This is a genomic window from Streptomyces sp. NPDC041191 (assembly GCF_055591945.1).
The window spans coordinates 118,619-136,114 of sequence record NZ_JBVIZC010000011.1; the positions used below are offsets into that span (position 1 = coordinate 118,619).

The following is a 17,496-nucleotide window of genomic DNA, read 5'->3' on the forward strand; positions in this document are numbered from 1 at the left end:
TCGTGACCATGCTAGGCAGCCGTCGCTCCCTGTGCGGCCCCGGCCTTCTCCGCCCGTTCGGCCCGGCCGAGCAGGGCCGCGGCGAGCAGGCCGCCCGCGAAGACGGCGACCGCGCCGACCAGCTGGCTGGTCTGGAGACCGGAGGCGAAGGCGTCGGAGATCTGCGCCCGCTGGGCGTCGCTCCCGGCCGCCGCGAGGGCCGCGGGCAGCGAGGTCGCGGTGACGGTGACGAGGGCGGCGAAGCGCGCGTTGAGGACGGCGCCGAGGACGGCGACACCCAGGCCGTTGCCGAACTCGGCGAGGGTCCCGTTGACGCCCGCGCCCACCCCGGCCTTCTCCGGCGGGATGGCGCTCATGATGGCGTTGGCCATGGCCGGGTTGGAGACCGCGAGGCCGATGCCCATCAGGACGAGGCCCAGGAGCATGCCCCAGTAACTGCTGTTCGTACCGCCGCCGATCAGGGCGATCGAGGTGAGGCCGGCCGCGACCAGGGTCATGCCGACGGCCACGGTGGGCGCGGTGCCCAGCCTCATCACGATCCGCGGGCCGACACCGGTGAGGTTGAGCGCGACCACGGTCAGGGCGAGCGGGGCCATCCGCAGACCGGCCTCCAGCGGTTCGTAGCCGAGGACGAACTGCAGGTGCTGGGTGAGCAGGAAGAGCGAGCCGCCCATGCCGAACATGACCAGGATCGCGCCGGCGACGGCGCCGACGAACTTCCGGTCGCGGAAGAAGTGCATGTCGAGCATCGGGTACGGAACGCGCAGCTCCCACCGGGCGAAGGCGGCGAGGACGGCGACGCCGACGCCCGCCGGGACCAGCACCTCGGCGGAGGTCCAGCCGTGCTCGGGGCCGGTGATGATCGCGTACACGGCGGCGGTCATGCCGACGGTGGAGAGCAGCGCGCCGATCAGGTCGGGCCGCTCCCCCTGGGGGTTCCTGGACTCGGGAACCAGCTTGACGACGGCGATCAGGCCGACGAACGCGACCGGGATGTTGATCAGGAAGATCATCCCCCACCAGAAGTGGTTGAGGAGGACCCCGCCGATCAGCGGTCCGGCCGCGAAGCCGAGCGAACCGACGGTGGCCCACAGGGCGATGGCCTTGACCCGCTCGGTGTCGTCGAAGATCTGCATGACGACGGCGAGCGTGGTGGTCATGAGCAGCGCGCCGCCGATGCCCATGCCCGCGCGGGCGGCGATCAGCTGGGCGGTGGAACCGGCGAGTCCGGCCGCGAGCGAGCCGAGGCCGAAGAGCGCGAGTCCGGCCGCGAGGAGCTTCTTGCGGCCGTAGCGGTCGGCGGCGTTCCCGGCGGTCAGGAGGAGACCGGACTGGACGAGCGAGTACGCGTTGATCATCCACTGGATGTCGGCGGTGGAGGCGTGGAGTTCCGAGGTCAGCGACGGGATGGCGACGCTGAGCACGGTGTTGTCGAGCAGCACGGTGAGCTGGGCCAGGCAGATGACGCCGAGGATCAGCCAGCGCTGCGGATGGCCGCCTGGGACGGCGGTCGGTTCGTTCGCGGCGGTCGTCGCCGTCATGGGCAGGACTCCTTGTACGGTGTACGGGGCTTCTTCTCGTACACCGTACAAGGGGCTCTCTTACGCCGTACAGGGATTATTTCGCGCCGGTACGGAAGGGGATTCGGCCATCGGGAGCGACCGCTCGGCGACCTCGCGCCGTACGGCCTCGCACCCGCACCGCGCGTCCGGAAACCGGGTCGTGAGCGAAAGCACGGGATCAGGCGGGACGCGCGGGAGACGACCTCCCGCTTCGGGGCGCGCACCACCCGCGAGGAACGCGTGGGCCGGGAGCCGGGAGCCGGCCGCCAGGTCCGAGTGGCCGGGGACGAGCGGTGCGATCAGGGGGAGCGGCGCGTTCGGAGGGAGCGGCACGTTCGGGTCGGTGGACGGATCGACGCCCATGCGGGCGGGGGCGGGCGCGCCCGGCATCGGCCACATCGCGTGCGGGGCCTGTCCGTGCCCCTTCTGTTCGAGGCGTACGGAGCGCACCTCAGGCGCCTCGGGCACCTCGGCGGCGGGGGCCCGGCGACGGCGGGCGGGGTGCGCAGCTCGTGGCCGGCGTCCGCGACGAACCGCCTGACCCACGTCACGCTCCGCCGGCGCGCGTCGAGGGCCGAGTGGACGTGGTCGGGCATCCGGTTGAGGGCCGTGGCGACCCGGCCGACCTCCGTGCGCGGATCGGCCCCCGTCTCCGGCGCCCGCCGAGGGAGCGCCACCTCCCCGCTGGGCAGGGGGAGACGGGCGACCCGGCGCGCGGTGACGGCGACCCGTCGCAGCGGGCGCAGGGCCACCCGGACGAGCACGGTACCGGTGACCGCCGACACGACGAGCCGGGTCCGCGGCGACCGCGGCCGCCGTACGCCGCGTGGCACCGGGCGCTACTCCCCCGGTTTGATGAGGTATCCGGCTCCGCGCCGGGTGTGGATCATCGGGGAACGGCCCGCGTCGATCTTCCGGCGCAGATAGGAGATGTAGAGCTCCACGACGTTGGCCTGGCCGCCGAAGTCGTACGACCAGACCCGGTCGAGGATCTGCGCCTTGCTGAGCACCCGGCGCGGATTGCGCATGAGGTAGCGCAGCAGCTCGAACTCCGTCGCCGTGAGGTGGATCGGGTCGCCGCCCCGGGTGACCTCGTGGCTGTCCTCGTCGAGGGACAGGTCCCCGACGGTGAGCAGCGACTCACTGCGGACCCGCGCGGCTCCGGACCTACGGACGAGGCCGCGCAGCCGGGCCACCACCTCCTCCAGGCCGAAGGGCTTGGTCACGTGGTCGTCGCCGCCCGCCGTGAGTCCGGCGATCCGGTCCTCCATGGCGTCCTTCGCCGTCAGGAAGAGCACCGGCACGTCGGGAAGCTCGCGCCGGATCGACCCGAGCAGGCCCAGCCCGTCACCGTCGGGCAGCGTCATGTCCAGGACCACGGCATCGGGCCGGAACTCCCGCACGGAGCGCAGGGCGGTGGCTCCGTCTCCGGCGCTCATGACCTGCCAGCCCTCGTAGCGCAGGACCATGGAGAGCAGTTCGGTGAGCGACGCCTCGTCGTCGACGACGAGGACCCGGAGGGCGGTCCCGTCGGCGCGGAACATGTCGGTCCGGGCGCTCGTGCGGTGGGGGGTGACGGTCATGGGCCCCACGCTGACGGCCTCCGCTGAAAGGCCCCTTTCCCTTTCCTGTGAATTCCCTGAGAAACGACCGCCCTTGGGCCCGGCCGACGTGGTTTCACGTGAAACGGGGTGAACGGGAGCGACAGGGCTCAGTCGGCCGGTTTCACGTGAAACAGCGCGGCTCCGTTCTCGTACAGGACCCGCCGGAGCCAGTCGTCCCCGAGCCCGAGACGTTCGAGCGCGTGGAGTTGATGGGCGTACGGGTACGGGATGTTGGGGAAGTCCGATCCGAGCAGTATCCGGTCGCCGAGGCCGAGGAGCCGCCCGTGCTCCGCCTCCGGGAAGGGGGCGAACCGTTCGGCGAAGTCGGTGAACGCCATGGTGGTGTCGAGGTGGACGCCCTCGTACCGCTCGGCCAGGGAGAGGAAGTCGGTGTACTCGGGCATCCCCATGTGCGCGACGATCAGCCGCAGCCGGGGGTGCCGGGCGAGCAGCCGCCCCACGGGACCGGGCCCGGTGAAGTTCCCCGGGGCGGGTCCGGAGCCGCAGTGGACGACGGCGGGGGTGCCACTGTCGGCGAGGTCCCCCCACACCGCGTCGAGCCGTGCGTCGTTCGGGTCGAACCCGCCCACCTGGAGGTGCACCTTGAAGACCCGCGCCCCGGCGTCGAGCGCTTCCCGGACGTACCGGTCGACGCCCGCTTCGGGAAAGAAGGTCGCGGTGTGCAGACAGTCGGGGGTGCGGGCGGCGAAGTCGGCGGCCCAGGAGTTCAGCCAGGCGCCCATGCCGGGCTTGTGCGGGTAGAGCATCGCGGTGAAGGCGACCGCCCCGAACCCCCGCAGGAGGGCGAGCCGCCGGTCCTCCTCCTCGCGGTAGGTGATGGGCCACTCCAGGCCGGTCAGGGGGCCGACGGCGTCGAAGTAGGCCCAGACCTTGTCGAGGACGTTCTGCGGCATGAAGTGGGTGTGTACGTCCACGAGCCCGGGGACACCGAGCCGCGCGAGAAGCGCCGGAACGTCCACCACGTCGGCCGTGCCGTCCGTGCCGGCCGTTCCGTCCGTGCCGTCAGTCCCCTTCATGGCCGCCACTCCGCTCGGCCTCGGCGACAGCGACGCAGGGGGACGGCGGGAGGCCCACCACCGGTTTCGGGAACATGCGATCACCTTCGCGGGGACAGGCCCCGGATGTCGATGCCTCCGGCCGAAGAGGCCCAAGACGTTACGGAGCGCTCCCAGCCCCCGGAAGCCCGCCGCCGGGCCCGCCCGCCCTCCGGCCTCGGCTCCCCGGCCTTCCCGATTCCGCAGGCCCTTCCTCCCGGCTCCCCGGCCTTCCCGGTTCCGCAGGCCCTCCTTCCCGGCTCCCCAGCTCCCCGGTTTCCCCGCTCCCGGCTCCCGGCTCCCGGAGGAACCCTTCAGAAAAGCTCCCCCTGCTCCCCCCGCTCACTCGGATCCTCCGAGGACACCGCCGGTGCCACCGGCACCGAGAAGCCGTCCCCCTCCTCGGCTCCCCGGAGGCTCCACCCGCCCATGAGCCGGGTGTCGAGGGCGAGACAGCGCCCGTCCGGGGCGAGGAGGTGCAGGTCGGGACCGGCGGCGGCGAGCAGCCGGCCGGTGACGGCCCCACCGTCGATCAGTTCGGTGACCGTGCCGGAGAGCGGCGGCAGCCCGTCGAGGTGGAAGACCCCGGCGTGGTCGCGCGGGGCGAACTCCAGCGGCTCCAGGGTCTCGGTCCACCCGCCGACCGCTCGGGCGCGCCGGTACAGCTCCTCGACCTCCCGGGCCCGGTCGGCGGCGGGCGGCAGGGCGTGCCGGGCGGCCCGCTTCCGCTCGTACGCCACCCGGTCGGGCACGCCGAGCGCCTGCCGCAGGACCTCCTCGGTGCGCCGGGCGGCCATCAGCGGCCCCCGGCCGAGCCAGCTGAACGCGACGGCTCCCTGCTCCAGGAGCCGGGTCTCGCCCCGGGCCTCGGCGGTGATGCCCACCTTGGTCATGCCGGGTCCGAACCAGGCCAGGTAGACGCGGTACGGCTGGGGATCGTCGGCGACGGTGTCGGCCGCGACCGAGTGGGCCCGGTCGAGCCGCGCGCACTCCGCGCACCGTCCGCCGGTGGCCCGGCCGGGCACGGCGGCCGTCAGGGGGCAGGGGTTGCCCCGGGCCCCCGGGCACCGCCGGAGCCCGACGGCGCGGAAGGCGAGCGGCTGCCCGTGCGCGAGCGTGCTGACCCTTCCGCCCTGCCACCGCAGCCCCGCCGTCCCGCCGTCCCAGGTGATCCCCCGGCACCGCCACTCCACGTCCGCGCCTCCCCGCCGATCCCTGTGCTCCCCGGGTGTCCAGTCTCCGTCACATCCGCTTCCAGTCCCCGGTCCGGAGCCCCCGGGGCCACCACCCGGGTGTCTTCGGCCTGGCCAACGCGCCGGCGCGGGAGGGCCGGCTCCTTCCCGACGAGTACGCGCTCTGGCGCGCCTCGAACGACTGGTACGACGCGCACCTCCCGAACCCGTCGACGACCGGTCCCACGGTCTACGACCCGGTGGTGAACCCGGGCGCCGCCGCCTGGTTCCGGACGACGGCGACCGAGGCACCGGCCCGGGTCGCCCCGTACCCGCACATCCTGCGGAATCACGGCGTGCCCTGGGTGCGCCTGGAGTCGGCGTCCCCGGGCCGGACCGTCCACGCGGACGCGTACCAGGCGGTGGCGGTGGGTCCGCCGGGCCGGGCGGACCCGTGGGTCCGGATCAGGGTAGGACGTAGATCCGGGTCCCGTCCGGCTCGGGCTCCCCGGCCTCCCTCATGCATCCGCGTTCGACGAGGAGCCGCACGCAGGCGTGGACGCGCTCGCAGGAGAGGCCGGTGCGGCGGATGACGTCCTGGGCCCGGTAGCGCACCCCGCCCCGGACGAGCCCGGGGGCGAGGCAGTCCGCCACCGTCCGCACGTCCCCGGTGATGGCCCAGGAGTCGACCAGTGCCCGCGGACTGAGCGGGCCGGCGCCGCCGGCCCCCCCGGTGCGCTGGCGGGGCACGGCGAACCGCTCCAGGGAGTCGGCGACCCTGCAGAGGCTCTGCCGGGTCTCGCGGAGCAGCTCCGCGTACTCGACCCGCTCGGCGTACACGACGGCCTGCTCGTCGAGCCGCCCTTCGAGGCGTACGAGGACGTCGACGAGTTCCGGAGGCAGGAGGAACCCGGCGTGCACCGGTGAGGGTTCGAGCCCGTACCCGCCGTACCGCTGGACGGACGCCACCACCTCGGCCACCCACGCCCGGAACGGCCCGGCCTCCGGCTTCCGGCACGCCCCGACGAGCTGGACGAGCCCCTGGAGGCTCACCATCCGCGTCGACGCCCTGATCCCGCACCGGCGGAGGAACTCCTCGTCCCCCGCGATCTCCCGCGCGGACGCCAGGCTCTCCCCGGGCAGCGCCACCGTCCGCAGCGCCTCCCGCGTTCCCCCGTACCCCAGGCGCCTGGCCACGTCCACCACCGGAAACCAGTGGGCCCCGTCCGGGGCGGTCAGCCTCCGCAGGCGCTCCCCGGTGGCGGCGTACACCACGTCATCGATGTCGATCGCGTCCATCGATCATCACCTCCGCCTCGCACGCTAGGACGAAGGCATATTCAACTGACATGCAAATCAGACAGGTTCACCCAAAAGGGGAACCTTCCGGAGTTCCCCCGGAAGCCCACCCGGCCCGGAACCCGCCCTCCGCGAGTCCTGCCGACGACCTCACGGCACCACAACGCCAAGGGCCCGGACATGATGTCCGGGCCCTTGATTCGCTGTGCACTCGGCAGGATTCGAACCTGCAACCTTCTGATCCGTAGTCAGATGCTCTATCCGTTAAGCTACGAGTGCTTGTTTTCAGTTCTTGTCTTCGCTCCCCGGTCTTTCGACCCGCTCGCGGCGACAGGAAGAACATTACATGACTGCCGCCGTCATGTGAAATCCGATCCCCCCACCCCTTGTGACCTGCGGAAACGTCCCGCGCCCGAGGGGAGGCCCGAGGGGAGGGGGAGGAGCGGGAACGACCGAAGCCCCGGCCTGGTGGCCGGGGCTTCGGTGGGGGCGGAGGCGGAGGGATTTGAACCCTCGATGGGCTTTAAGACCCAAACCGCATTAGCAGTGCGGCGCCATAGACCGGACTAGGCGACGCCTCCATGCACCTCACGCATACGCGGGTGGTGCGTGCAGATGATGACACAGGCGGACCGTGTGTCACCAATCGATTCTCACCGTACTAGCCCTCCGGGGGTCAGGGCAAAGTCCCGCCGCCCCCGTTCCCCTGCGCGTCCGGGCCCGTCCGCCCCCGCCCGCACGCCGTGTCCACCGCGCCCCGCCCGCACGCCGCACCCACCCCGCCCGCCCGGCGCACCCCGCTTGCGCAACGCCGCGGCGGCCGGAGCGTTAGAGGGATCAGAGGGGACGGAGCGGGACACGCCCTGTGCCGCGTCCGCCCGCCCACCCGCCGTACTCCGCCCGCCCGCCGCACTCCGTCCGTCCGCCCGCCATCCCCCGTCCCCCTCAAGAACCCCGCACCCCCGCGCTCCTGGAGATCCGCATGCTGCGCCGTCTCGTCCTCGCGACACTCGCCACCACCGCCGGAGCCGCCGCTCTCGGACCCCTGCCGCCGCTGCCCCTGTTCCGGGCGCCGGCGCCCGACGTGCTGACCGTGGCGGTCTCCCGGAGCGGCCATCCCGACGCCGACGGCACCTTCGAGCTGAGGTGCGAGGAGCGGGCCGGGGGCGACCACCCGGCCGCCGAGCGCGCCTGCGCGCGTCTGGCCGAGCTCGCCGCCGCGGACGAGGACCCGTTCCGCCCGGTTCCGGAGGACCGGCTCTGCACGCAGGTGTACGGCGGGCCCGTCGTCGCCCGCGTGACCGGGAGCTGGCGCGGACGGGAGGTCGACGCGCGGTTCTCCCGCGCGAACGGCTGCGAGATCGACCGCTGGGAGAACCTGGAACCGGTCCTTCCCCTCGTCCGGGGGTGACGTGCGGAGATGCGGTGCGGGAACGACGGCCGGCGGCGGCGTCCGGGAGTACCGGCCCCCACCTCCCTTAGACTCCCTTCAGTGACAGGCCGCGGTCCGAGGGGCAAGATGGGACCGGCCGGCCGACAGGCCAAGCGCGTGCAGTGCGTCAGGGAGGAAGCGTCGTCGTGAGCAGCAGGCCATCCCGGGGCGCTGCTCGCCTCGCAGCCATACTCGACGCCCTCCCCGACGGCCTGGTGCTCGTCAACTGCAACGGCACGGTCGTCAACGCCAACAGCATCGCCCTCGGCATGTTCGAGACGCCGGGCACCGCGCTCGTCGGCCGCGGTCTGCTCGACCTGCTGCCCGAGTTCGACTCGCGCCTCATCCCCGGCTCCATGCGCCGCCCCGAGAACACCGACGAGCGGGGCCGCACCAAGCCGACCCGGATGGTCGCCCGGCGCACGGACGGCGGCGAGTTCCCGGTCGAGGTGACCAGCGCCAGCCTGGAGGACGGCCGCGAGGCGTACGCCTCCCACAGCGGCTACACCGGCGACGAACTGCTCATGCTGGTCGTGCGCGACCTCACCGGCACCGTCGACACCGAGGCCGAACTCGCCCGTTCGCAACGGCAGACCGAGATGATCCTGCGCGCCGCCGCCGAGGGCGTCGTCGGCACGGACACCGACGGCCGGGTCGTCCTCGTCAACCCCGCGGCCGCCCAGATCCTCGGCTACCGCGCCGGCGAACTCGGCGGCCAGGAGCTGCACCCGCTGATCCTCGCCAAGCGGGCCGACGGCGAGCCCTTCCCGTACGAGGAGTCGCCGCTCGCCGACACCCTCAAGTCCGGCCGCAAGCACCGGGTGCGGGGGCAGGTGCTGTGGTCGAAGAAGGGCGAGCGGGTCCCGGTCGACCTGACGACCGCTCCGGTGCGGGACGGCGACCAGCTCGTCGGCGCGGTGATGACCTTCACCGACCGCAGGCCGTACGAACAGCTCGTCGAGCAGCACGCCGCCGAACTCGCCGACCGTGCCGAACGGGCGGCGGCGGAGCGGGAGGTCCAGCAGGAGCGGTACGCCTCGCTCGCCGCCCGCCACGAACAGCTGACGGCCGTCCTCGCCGAGTCGCTGCGCGGCCCCCTGGAGGAGCTGCGCGCCCAGCTCGGCACCCTCGCCGCCGACGACGCCGGGCAGCTGTGGCCCGAGGCCAATCAGGTGCTGCACCACCTCGCCGCCGGGTACGCCCGGATGACGGCGCTCGTGGACAACGTCCTGGAGTACCAGCGCCTCGACGCGGGCGCGGAGAAGCTCGACAAGCACGTCGCGCTCCTCGACGAGGTCGTGTCGGCCGGCATCGACGGGGCCGTGGAGCTGATCGGGCCCGGCCGCGCGCAGTTCGCCGTGCACGCGCCGCCCATCGAGGCCGAGGTGGACCCGGCCCGGCTCGCCACCGCCCTCGCGCACCTCGTCGCGGACGTCGCCGGAGTCGACGCGACCGGCAAGAACCGGGCCACCGCCCAGGGTTCCGTACCGGCCGACTCCACGATCGTCGTCGCGGCCGCCCAGCGCGGTGACGTCGTACGGATCGAGGTCCGCGGTCCGTACGCGGGCGGCGACCCGGTCCACGGACCCGTCGTGCGCGGGATCGTGGCGGCGCACGGCGGCGTCGTGCAGACCCACGAGGTGCCGGGCACGAGCGGTGGCGCGTACGTCCTCGAAGTACCGGTCGGCGCGGGGCGGGGCACGGTTCCCGCTCCGCCGCCCCCGGCCCGGAACGGCGGCGCGGCAGGCGGCCGCGAGGCCCTCGCCCTGCCCGCGCAGGCGTCGTCGGAACCGGTCGCCCCGCCCGCCGCCGCGCCGCCCGCGCCCGGCACGCCGTCGGCGCCCCTCGCGCCGTCCGCGTCCGGTCCCGGCGCGGACGCGGCCGCGGAAGTCCCCGGCGGAGGGCGGCGGCGGGCCCGGCGCGGTTCCACGGACGCCTTCCTGGAGGGCCCGGTCGTGCCCGAGGACGACGCTCCGGCCGGGTCCGGCGGCCGTCGCCGGGCCCGTGCGGGAGGGGCCGCCACGGCGGCCGACCTGATCCCGGCCCAGCAGAACGCGCCCGCTTCCGCTCCTTCCGTTCCCGGCGCGACCGGTCCGGCCGGCGCGCCGGTGGAGCCCACCGGGCGCCGCCGGGGCCGGCCCGCCGAGGGCTCCGTCGTGACCGCCGCCGAGGGGGCGCAGGGACGTGCCGCGCTCGGCGCGGCCGTACCGCCGCAGGGCGTCCCCGTCGAATCGGCGGGCGCTCCCGCCCTGGCCCGTGCCCTGCCGGCCGTCGCCTCCGAGGAGGCCCCGGCGCGGCCGAGCGGGCGCCGACGGCGCGCGCTGGCCGCCGCGCAGGAACGGGCGGCCGCCGCCGAGGCCGGGCCCCGGACCCCGTTCGCGCTGCCGCCCGCCGACGCCGACCGCGAGGCGCCCCTCCCCGCCGCTCCCGTGACCGGTCCGCCGGTCTCCGACGAGGGGGGGTACGAGGCCGTACGGGCGCTTCCGGACGCCGGTCGCACGCCGCAGTCGCCTTCCCCGGCGCCTCCGCCGCCCGCGCAGCCCCTGCCGCAGGCCCCGCCGGTTCCGATGCCGGGACCGGCCCCCGCCCCGGCCCCCATGCCCGTGGAGCCGACCGGGCGCCGCCGGGCCGTCACGCCCCCGCCGCCGGAGGCACAGCCCGGCACCGACGCCGTCTCCGCCACCGGTACCGGCTCCGTACCGCTGCCGCCCGAGCTGCCCATGCCCAGGGAGGCGACCCGCGGGACCCACGGGCGGGCGTTCAGCGTCCGGACCCTGGGGCAGGGCGTTCCGTTCGTCCCGGCGGCTCCGCAGGCCGCGCCGAACCCACCGGCCCCGCAGATGCCCCGGGCCGTCCCGCCGACCCCGCAGGCTCCCCCCGCCGCCCCGCCCGTCCCGCCGGCCCCTCCGGTGCCCGGTGCCCCCGCTTCCGGGGCCCCCTCCAACGGCTCCGGGCGCCGGCGCAGGCTCGCCGCCCCGCCCGAGGTGGACCCGCCGGTCCCGTCGGCGCTCCCCGCTCCGGCCGGACCCGACGCCGGGCCGCACCCGCATCCGCCGGCGCAGGCGTATCCGCAGCCGGAGACCGCGTCCTCCGCGCCCGAAGGCCGCGCGTACGCCATAGGGGCGCCCGCCGAGGGTTCCGCGGAGGGCCCCGAGCCGCTCGACGGTCCGGGTGGCGCGGTCGAGGTCGCCAACCGGCCCGCCCCGCGCCCCGTGGACGACGAGCTCCCCCCGGAGCCGCTGGACAACCCGCGCCGGCTGCTCGTCTGGCCCGCGCCCGACGTCTCCACCCAGCAGGCGCTGAGCGACCGCGGCTACCGGCCGGTGATCGTCCATTCCCGTGAGGAGGTGGACGCGCAGATCGCCGCCTTCCCGGCCGCGCTCTTCGTGGACCCGCTGACCGGACCCATCACCCGTACCGCGCTCCAGTCCCTGCGCCAGGCCGCCGTCGCGGCCGAGGTGCCGGTGCTGCTCGCGGCCGGGCTGGGGCAGGCGTCCCGGGAGGCGGCGTACGGCGCCGATCCCGCCGTGCTCCTCAAGGCGCTCGCGCCGCGCGACAGCGAGCAGCACCCGTCCCGGGTCCTCCTCATCGAGGAGAACGAGGACATCTCGGAGGCGCTGGCGGCCACCCTGGAGCGGCGCGGGATGCAGGTGGCGCGGGCCGCCACGGACACCGAGGCGGTCGCCCTCGCCGCGCAGACCCGGCCGAACCTCGTGGTGATGGACCTGATGCAGGTGCGCCGCCGCCGGGCCGGGATCATCGACTGGCTGCGCGCGAACGGCCGGCTCAACCGCACCCCGCTCGTCGTCTACACCTCCGCCGACCTCGCCGGGGACGAGCTGCCGGGGCTGTCCTCGGGCGAGACGGTGCTCTTCCTGGCCGAGCGCTCCAACAGCGCCGAGGTGCAGGCCCGTATCGTCGACCTGCTCGCGAAGATCGGCACCAACTAGAACGGCGGGAGGGGGAGGGCGCGCGGCCCTCCCCCTCCCTCACTCCCGCCCGGCTACAGCCGGGTCACGTCCAGTCCGCCCTCCGCGTACTGCTTGCGGATGACCTTCTTGTCGAACTTGCCGACGCTCGTCTTCGGCACCGTCGGTACGACCGCCCACCGTTCCGGCAGCTGCCACTTGGCGATGCCGCCCTCCGTCGCGAGGAAGTCCCTGAGCGCCTCGTAGTCCGCCGTCGCCCCCTCCTTGAGGACGACGGTCGCGAGCGGGCGCTCGCCCCACTTCTCGTCCGGGACGGCGACGACGGCCGCCTCGGCGACCTCCGGGTGCGCCATGAGCGCGTTCTCCAGCTCGACGCTGGAGATCCACTCGCCGCCGGACTTGATGACGTCCTTGGCACGGTCGGTGAGGGTGAGGAAGCCGTCGGGGCTGATCACGCCGACGTCGCCGGTCTTGAGCCAGCCGTCCGCGCTGAACTTGTCCTCGGGGCGGAGCGGTTCGCCGTCCACGCCGCTGTAGTACGCGCCCGCGATCCAGGTGCCGCGCACCTCCAGCTCACCGGCCGACTCGCCGTCCCAGGGCAGGTGCTCTCCGGAGGGACCGACGAGGCGTGCCTCGACACCGGACGGGAAGCGGCCCTGCGTGACGCGGTACGGCCACTCCTCGTCGGCGGTGAGGCCGGCCGGCGGGTGGGCCATCGTGCCCAGCGGGGAGGTCTCGGTCATGCCCCAGGCGTGACAGAGGCGGACGCCGAGCTTGTCGTACGCCTCCATGAGGGAGGGCGGACAGGCCGCGCCGCCGATGGTGACCTGGGCCATGGAGGAGAGGTCGCGCGGGTTGGCGGTGACCTCGGCGAGCAGGCCCTGCCAGATGGTGGGGACGGCGGCCGCGTGGGTCGGCTTCTCACGCTCGATCATGTCGGCGAGCGGGGCCGGCTGGAGGAAACGATCCGGCATGAGCATGTTGATGCCGGTCATGAAGGTGGCGTGCGGCAGGCCCCACGCGTTCACGTGGAACTGGGGCACCACGACCAGGGTCGTGTCCTTGGCGGTGAGGCCCATCGACTCGGCCATGTTCACCTGCATGGAGTGCAGGTAGATCGAGCGGTGGGAGTAGACGACGCCCTTCGGGTCGCCCGTGGTGCCGGAGGTGTAGCACATGGCCGCGGCGGTGCGCTCGTCCAGTTCCGGCCACGCGTACGTGGTCGGGCGGCCGGCGATCAGCTCCTCGTAGTCGTGCACGCGCGGCGCGACGCCGTCCAGGACGGAACGGTCGCCGGGCCCCGCGACCACGACGTGCTCGACCGTCGGCAGGTGCGGGAGCAGCGGGGCGAGGAGGGGGAGCAGCGAGCCGTTGACGATCACGACCCGGTCGACGGCGTGGTTGACGATCCACACCAGCTGCTCGGGGGGAAGGCGGAGGTTGAGGGTGTGGAGGACGGCGCCCATGGAGGGGATCGCGAAGTACGCCTCGACGTGCTCCGCGTTGTTCCACATCAGGGTCGCGACCCGCTGGTCGCCGGTGACGCCGAGTTCGTCGCGCAGGGCGTTGGCCAGCTGGTGCGCGCGGGTCCCGGCCTCGGCGAACGTGCGCCGCTGCGGCTCGGACTCACCCGTCCAGGTGGTGATGGTGGACTTCCCGTGAATCGTCATCCCGTGTTCGAGGATGCGGCTCACGGTCAGCTGTACGTCCTGCATGGTGCTGTACACGGGGCGTCCTCCCGATGGGCGCTACGTGGCAGTAAGGGTGTGGAGATTCTGCGCACGTACCGCGTGGTATGTCACTACCTGGGAGTACGGAAATTGCCAGCGATTACTGGCACGGGGAAAGCCGAAAAGGGCGGGCGGGCCCTTTCCCCACCATTTCCCGCGCTCCTTCCGCCCCACGGGGAGGTTCCGGCGGGCTCCCGGGACGTACGAGGAGGTGCGGGCGGGCTCCCGGACCGCGCAGGGGGTGCCCCGGGGTCTCCCTACCGTACGGGGTACAGCTCCGGGTCCTCCCGGAGTTTGCCGAGCGCCCTGGACACCGCGCTCTTGACCGTGCCGACCGACACCCCCAGCACCTCGGCCGTCCGGGCCTCGCTCAGGTCCTCGTAGTACCGCAGGACCACCATCTGGCGCTGCCGCTCCGGCAGCTTGAGCACCGCTCGCCACATCGCGTCGCGCAGCGCCTGCCGCTCCGCCGGGTCCGTCCCGGGAAGACCGGCGGGCTCGGGCAGCTCCTCGCACACGAACTCGTCGACCTTGCGCTTGCGCCACTGCGACGTACGGGTGTTCAGCAGCGCCCGGCGCACATAGCCGTCCAGGGCGCGGTGGTCCTCGATGCGCTCCCAGGCGACGAAGGTCTTGGCGAGCGCGGTCTGGAGGAGATCCTCCGCGTCCGACGGGTTGGCCGTCAGGGAACGCGCGGTACGCAGGAGCACGGGGCCGCGCGCCCGCACGTACGCGGAGAAGGTCGGATACGACGCGTACTGCGAGGCACCGGCGCAGACGGGGCCAGAGGGTGGCGGAGTCATGACTCCACGCTAGGAGGGGAGGGGCGCCCGGCGGATCGGCCCCAGGTCCCGAACCGCCGTCCGCCTCAGGTCGGAGGGACGGGGACGGCCGGACCTCCTGTGGGTGGAGGCCCCGCCCGCCCGGCTCAGGGTCCGGTACGGTCCCGCGCCGCGACGCCACGGGTGACGGCGGGACGGGCGACGGGCGCGTCCACGGCGTTGCGGTCGATCACGAGACGGTGGCCGCCGTACGACTCGGAGACGTTGCCCGCGTACTGGTGGATCCGGGCGTGCGGCGTCCAGGCGGCCGGGGACAGCACGGCCTCGGTGGCCGGCGAGGGCTGCCCCGTCCAGCGCGCGAACCACATCACGGAAGGCAGGTCCTGCGTACCCGCCTTCCGCTGCGCCTCCATGTCCCGCACCCCGGTGTCCGCGCTGCTGTAGAAGCCGGGGAGGTAACCGAGGCGCCGCACCTCCCGGTTCCAGCCGCGAACGAAGGTGAGGGTGGTCGCGGCACAGGGCGCGTCACCCCGGCGGTAGGACTCGATGTCCAGGTAGAGCGGACTGCTCGTCCCCAGACCCAGGGCGCGCGCCGCCCGCACTGCTTCGCCTCCTTCTGCGGTGCCCTGCTCCCAGGGGCTGCTTCCGATGGCGAAGGGCTTCTTGGCGGGAGCCTCGACGCACGGCGCCTGCGAGCCGACGAAGACCGGCAACAACCGCCAGCCCATGGCATGGACCGAGTCGACCCAGCCGGGACCGAGCTCCCGCTGGCCGGGACAGCCCCGGCCCCGCCCGGCGAAATAGATCCCGACGGCCCCGTACGGCGAACCCCGCCAGGCCCTCATCACCTCGAGGGACGGCGCCTCGCAGGTGTCGAACGCTTTGCCGGTGAAGTAGGCGGGGGTGGCGCCGTCGGAAACCTCGGGAGCGGCGGCCCCGGAGACGGCTCCCGCAGCCGCTCCCGACCGCGCCTCGGCACCGGCCGACGCGGGGACGGCAGCCGATGCCGGGCCCGCGCCGGGGGCCGGGCCCGCGCCGGGGGCCGGGGCGGTGCCGGGGGTCGGGGCGGTGCCCGGGCGCGGACCGGTGCCGGACGCGGGAGCGGCAGCCGGTGCCGGGGGGCCGGGTACCGCCGGAGTGCTGAGGAGGGCCGTCCCGGCCGCCGCCACCACCAGGGCGGCGGCCACGGCTCGCGCCCGGGCGAACGGCATCACCCGTCGTACGGCGGGGGCCGGCACGGCAGCCGGTGCGGAAGCGGGGCCCGGGGGAGATCGGAACGTGGGCGGCGTACTCGTACTCATGCCGTGAGTGAAGGGCCGGTCACGCCACCCGGCCACCGCTGGAGCCGCCGCCTCAGCCGTCCGTGCCCAGGATCAACCCGGACGTGGGAACCTCGCCTCCCGCCACGCCCCACCCCGACCCCGGCCCGGATCACTCCGCATGTTCGCTCCGGACCGTTCGGCGTGCCCACCCCCAGACCGCTCCGATGCGCCCGGCCCTCTCCGCGTCCAGGAGACCGGTCCCCGCCGAATCCCCGGCATGGGCTCCCCCTGCTCCCCGCCCTTCGGCGGCTCGTGGGCACGACGTTCCGCTCCCGCCCCCGGCGAAGAAACGTCGTACGAACCGCCGTTCACGCTCCTTTCTCCCGTCGATTCGGCCCCCTCTCCCACCTCGCCTCCCCCGCCCTCCCTCACGGAGAGAAGTTGGCCGTCGGGCGGGACCGGACCGTTCCGACGAAGTTCACGGTGGCGGTGAGGCGGACGGCACGGTTGTACGCCGCGTCCCTTTCCGTCCTGCCCGTTCTCCTCACACCTGCCGCTGTCATGCCTGTTCCCCTCATGTCTGTCCTCCGAAAATCGAATACCGGTAACGCCGCACGGAACTGTTCTGAAGGCGGGGGGCCGTAACAAATGGACGAAGTACTGCTGAGACAAGATGTTTTCGAGACCACCGACCGGCCGCTCCGGTCACCCCGGCCACTCCGGCCTTCCTGTTCGACCTCGCGAGAACAGAGTTGCCCACGGGACACCCGGTGAACCCCCGGCTTCTCCTGATTACCTCGCAAGCGTGAGGCTCGGCGGTTAAACCTCACCGGCACGGAAGAACCGCAGTTCACGGCACGGAGCGACCGGAACGGAACGCCCCGGTTGCCGGAGCGAACCCCCTTTCCTCAGCCGGTGTTCAGCGTTCCGTTTCCCTGGGCGCGTCGCCCAGGGCCGCCTCGAAAGCCGAGTGGGCGGACTCGTCGAAGAGCACGAACCGCACCTCTTCGACCTCCGTGCGGGCCGCCCGTACCGTCTCGACGGCGATCCGCGCCCCGTCCGCCATCGGCCATCCGTAAACACCCGTGGACACAGCGGGGAACGCGACCGTGCGGGCTCCCAACTCGTCGGCCACCCGCAGCGATTCCCGGTAGCAGGAGGCCAGCAGTTCCGAGCGGTCCTCGTCCCGCGACCAGACCGGGCCCACCGTGTGGATCACGTGCCGGGCGGGCAGCCGGCCCGCCGTGGTCGCCACGGCCCGCCCGGTCGGCAGCCCCTTTCCGTAGTGCGAGCTCCTCAACTTCCGGCAGTCATCGAGGATTTCCGTGCCGCCCTTGCGGTGAATGGCACCGTCGACGCCCCCTCCGCCGAGCAGGGAGGAGTTCGCGGCGTTGACCACCGCGTCCACCGCCTCCTCGGTGATGTCCCCCCGTACGAGCACGACACGCATCTCGCTCTCCTGTCTTCCGGGCGCCCCGAAGGGCCGGGGCGCTGCCACCCCTACCACTTCCCCGCCCCTGAACCACCACTCCGGAGAGAGGATCGGCCCGCTCCCCGGAGGGATGCATACGTACGGGATGACGTGGGACGTAGCCGCGTCACACGTATGGGTGGGTATCGATGGCCCGGGAGCGGGTACGGGGCCGCCGTGACGGCCGGGCCGAACGAA

Annotated in this window: 11 protein-coding genes, 2 tRNA genes and 1 pseudogene; 2 read left to right on the forward strand and 12 right to left on the reverse strand. The window is 73.8% G+C overall.

Going from position 1 to position 17,496, the window contains the following annotated elements; all coding sequences use genetic code 11:
- Window positions 1–11: 11 nt before the first annotated feature.
- The 8 genes and pseudogenes from ACZ6AQ_RS22350 to ACZ6AQ_RS22385 form a co-directional block, all read right to left on the reverse strand.
- Window positions 12–1,541, reverse strand: a complete 1,530-nt coding sequence (locus ACZ6AQ_RS22350; RefSeq protein ID WP_468761652.1) for an MFS transporter — start codon at window positions 1,539–1,541, stop codon at window positions 12–14.
- Window positions 1,542–2,053: 512 nt separating this feature from the next.
- Window positions 2,054–2,323, reverse strand: a pseudogene (locus ACZ6AQ_RS22355) (two-component sensor histidine kinase); the annotation flags it as partial.
- Window positions 2,324–2,401: 78 nt separating this feature from the next.
- The gene (locus tag ACZ6AQ_RS22360) at window positions 2,402–3,145 is read right to left on the reverse strand and encodes a response regulator transcription factor (RefSeq protein WP_468761654.1); all 744 of its coding nucleotides are present in this window, start codon (window positions 3,143–3,145) and stop codon (window positions 2,402–2,404) included.
- Between the two features lie 128 nt (window positions 3,146–3,273).
- Window positions 3,274–4,203 (reverse strand): amidohydrolase family protein, encoded by a 930-nt coding sequence (locus tag ACZ6AQ_RS22365; RefSeq protein ID WP_468761655.1) that lies wholly within the window; start codon window positions 4,201–4,203, stop codon window positions 3,274–3,276.
- A 332-nt stretch (window positions 4,204–4,535) separates the two neighbouring features.
- Window positions 4,536–5,414 carry a DUF2797 domain-containing protein gene (locus ACZ6AQ_RS22370; protein ID WP_468761657.1) on the reverse strand — a complete coding sequence of 293 codons (879 nt, stop codon included), beginning with the start codon at window positions 5,412–5,414 and terminating at the stop codon, window positions 4,536–4,538.
- Between the two features lie 444 nt (window positions 5,415–5,858).
- On the reverse strand, window positions 5,859–6,692 hold the full coding sequence (locus ACZ6AQ_RS22375) for a BRO-N domain-containing protein (RefSeq protein ID WP_468761659.1): 834 nt from the start codon (window positions 6,690–6,692) through the stop codon (window positions 5,859–5,861).
- 206 nt (window positions 6,693–6,898) lie between these two features.
- A tRNA-Arg gene (locus ACZ6AQ_RS22380) sits at window positions 6,899–6,971 on the reverse strand.
- 211 nt (window positions 6,972–7,182) lie between these two features.
- A tRNA-Ser gene (locus tag ACZ6AQ_RS22385) sits at window positions 7,183–7,273 on the reverse strand.
- Window positions 7,274–7,674: 401 nt separating this feature from the next.
- Here ACZ6AQ_RS22385 and ACZ6AQ_RS22390 point away from each other — a divergent pair.
- Both ACZ6AQ_RS22390 and ACZ6AQ_RS22395 read left to right on the forward strand, forming a co-directional pair.
- Window positions 7,675–8,103: an SSI family serine proteinase inhibitor gene (locus tag ACZ6AQ_RS22390; RefSeq protein ID WP_468761661.1), complete on the forward strand. Its 429-nt coding sequence runs from the start codon at window positions 7,675–7,677 to the stop codon at window positions 8,101–8,103.
- A 167-nt stretch (window positions 8,104–8,270) separates the two neighbouring features.
- A complete protein-coding gene (locus ACZ6AQ_RS22395) occupies window positions 8,271–12,074 on the forward strand; it encodes a PAS domain-containing protein (protein WP_468761663.1) in 3,804 nt (1,267 codons plus the stop codon).
- Between the two features lie 53 nt (window positions 12,075–12,127).
- Here the strand turns inward: ACZ6AQ_RS22395 and ACZ6AQ_RS22400 are convergent, their stop codons facing one another.
- From ACZ6AQ_RS22400 to ACZ6AQ_RS22415, 4 genes are all read right to left on the reverse strand, one after another.
- Entirely contained in the window at window positions 12,128–13,780 is a 1,653-nt protein-coding gene (locus ACZ6AQ_RS22400) for a long-chain fatty acid--CoA ligase (protein ID WP_468761665.1), read from the reverse strand.
- Between the two features lie 260 nt (window positions 13,781–14,040).
- Window positions 14,041–14,586: a SigE family RNA polymerase sigma factor gene (locus tag ACZ6AQ_RS22405; protein WP_388690129.1), complete on the reverse strand. Its 546-nt coding sequence runs from the start codon at window positions 14,584–14,586 to the stop codon at window positions 14,041–14,043.
- A gap of 125 nt (window positions 14,587–14,711) precedes the next feature.
- Window positions 14,712–15,776, reverse strand: a complete 1,065-nt coding sequence (locus tag ACZ6AQ_RS22410) for a DUF1906 domain-containing protein (RefSeq protein ID WP_468761667.1) — start codon at window positions 15,774–15,776, stop codon at window positions 14,712–14,714.
- Window positions 15,777–16,746: 970 nt separating this feature from the next.
- Complete coding sequence (locus tag ACZ6AQ_RS22415) at window positions 16,747–17,277, reverse strand: O-acetyl-ADP-ribose deacetylase (protein ID WP_468761669.1); 531 nt, start codon at window positions 17,275–17,277, stop codon at window positions 16,747–16,749.
- Window positions 17,278–17,496 lie beyond the last annotated feature (219 nt).

What these genes read in the sequence shown, in the direction of transcription:
- ACZ6AQ_RS22350 (WP_468761652.1), bottom strand. Translation starts at nt 1,541, where the DNA reads ATGACGGCGACGACCGCCGCGAACGAACCGACCGCCGTCCCAGGCGGC.
- ACZ6AQ_RS22360 (WP_468761654.1), bottom strand. Translation starts at nt 3,145, where the DNA reads ATGACCGTCACCCCCCACCGCACGAGCGCCCGGACCGACATGTTCCGC.
- ACZ6AQ_RS22365 (WP_468761655.1), bottom strand. Translation starts at nt 4,203, where the DNA reads ATGAAGGGGACTGACGGCACGGACGGAACGGCCGGCACGGACGGCACG.
- ACZ6AQ_RS22375 (WP_468761659.1), bottom strand. Translation starts at nt 6,692, where the DNA reads ATGGACGCGATCGACATCGATGACGTGGTGTACGCCGCCACCGGGGAG.
- ACZ6AQ_RS22390 (WP_468761661.1), top strand. Translation starts at nt 7,675, where the DNA reads ATGCTGCGCCGTCTCGTCCTCGCGACACTCGCCACCACCGCCGGAGCC.
- ACZ6AQ_RS22405 (WP_388690129.1), bottom strand. Translation starts at nt 14,586, where the DNA reads ATGACTCCGCCACCCTCTGGCCCCGTCTGCGCCGGTGCCTCGCAGTAC.
- ACZ6AQ_RS22410 (WP_468761667.1), bottom strand. Translation starts at nt 15,776, where the DNA reads ATGCCGTTCGCCCGGGCGCGAGCCGTGGCCGCCGCCCTGGTGGTGGCG.
- ACZ6AQ_RS22415 (WP_468761669.1), bottom strand. Translation starts at nt 17,277, where the DNA reads ATGCGTGTCGTGCTCGTACGGGGGGACATCACCGAGGAGGCGGTGGAC.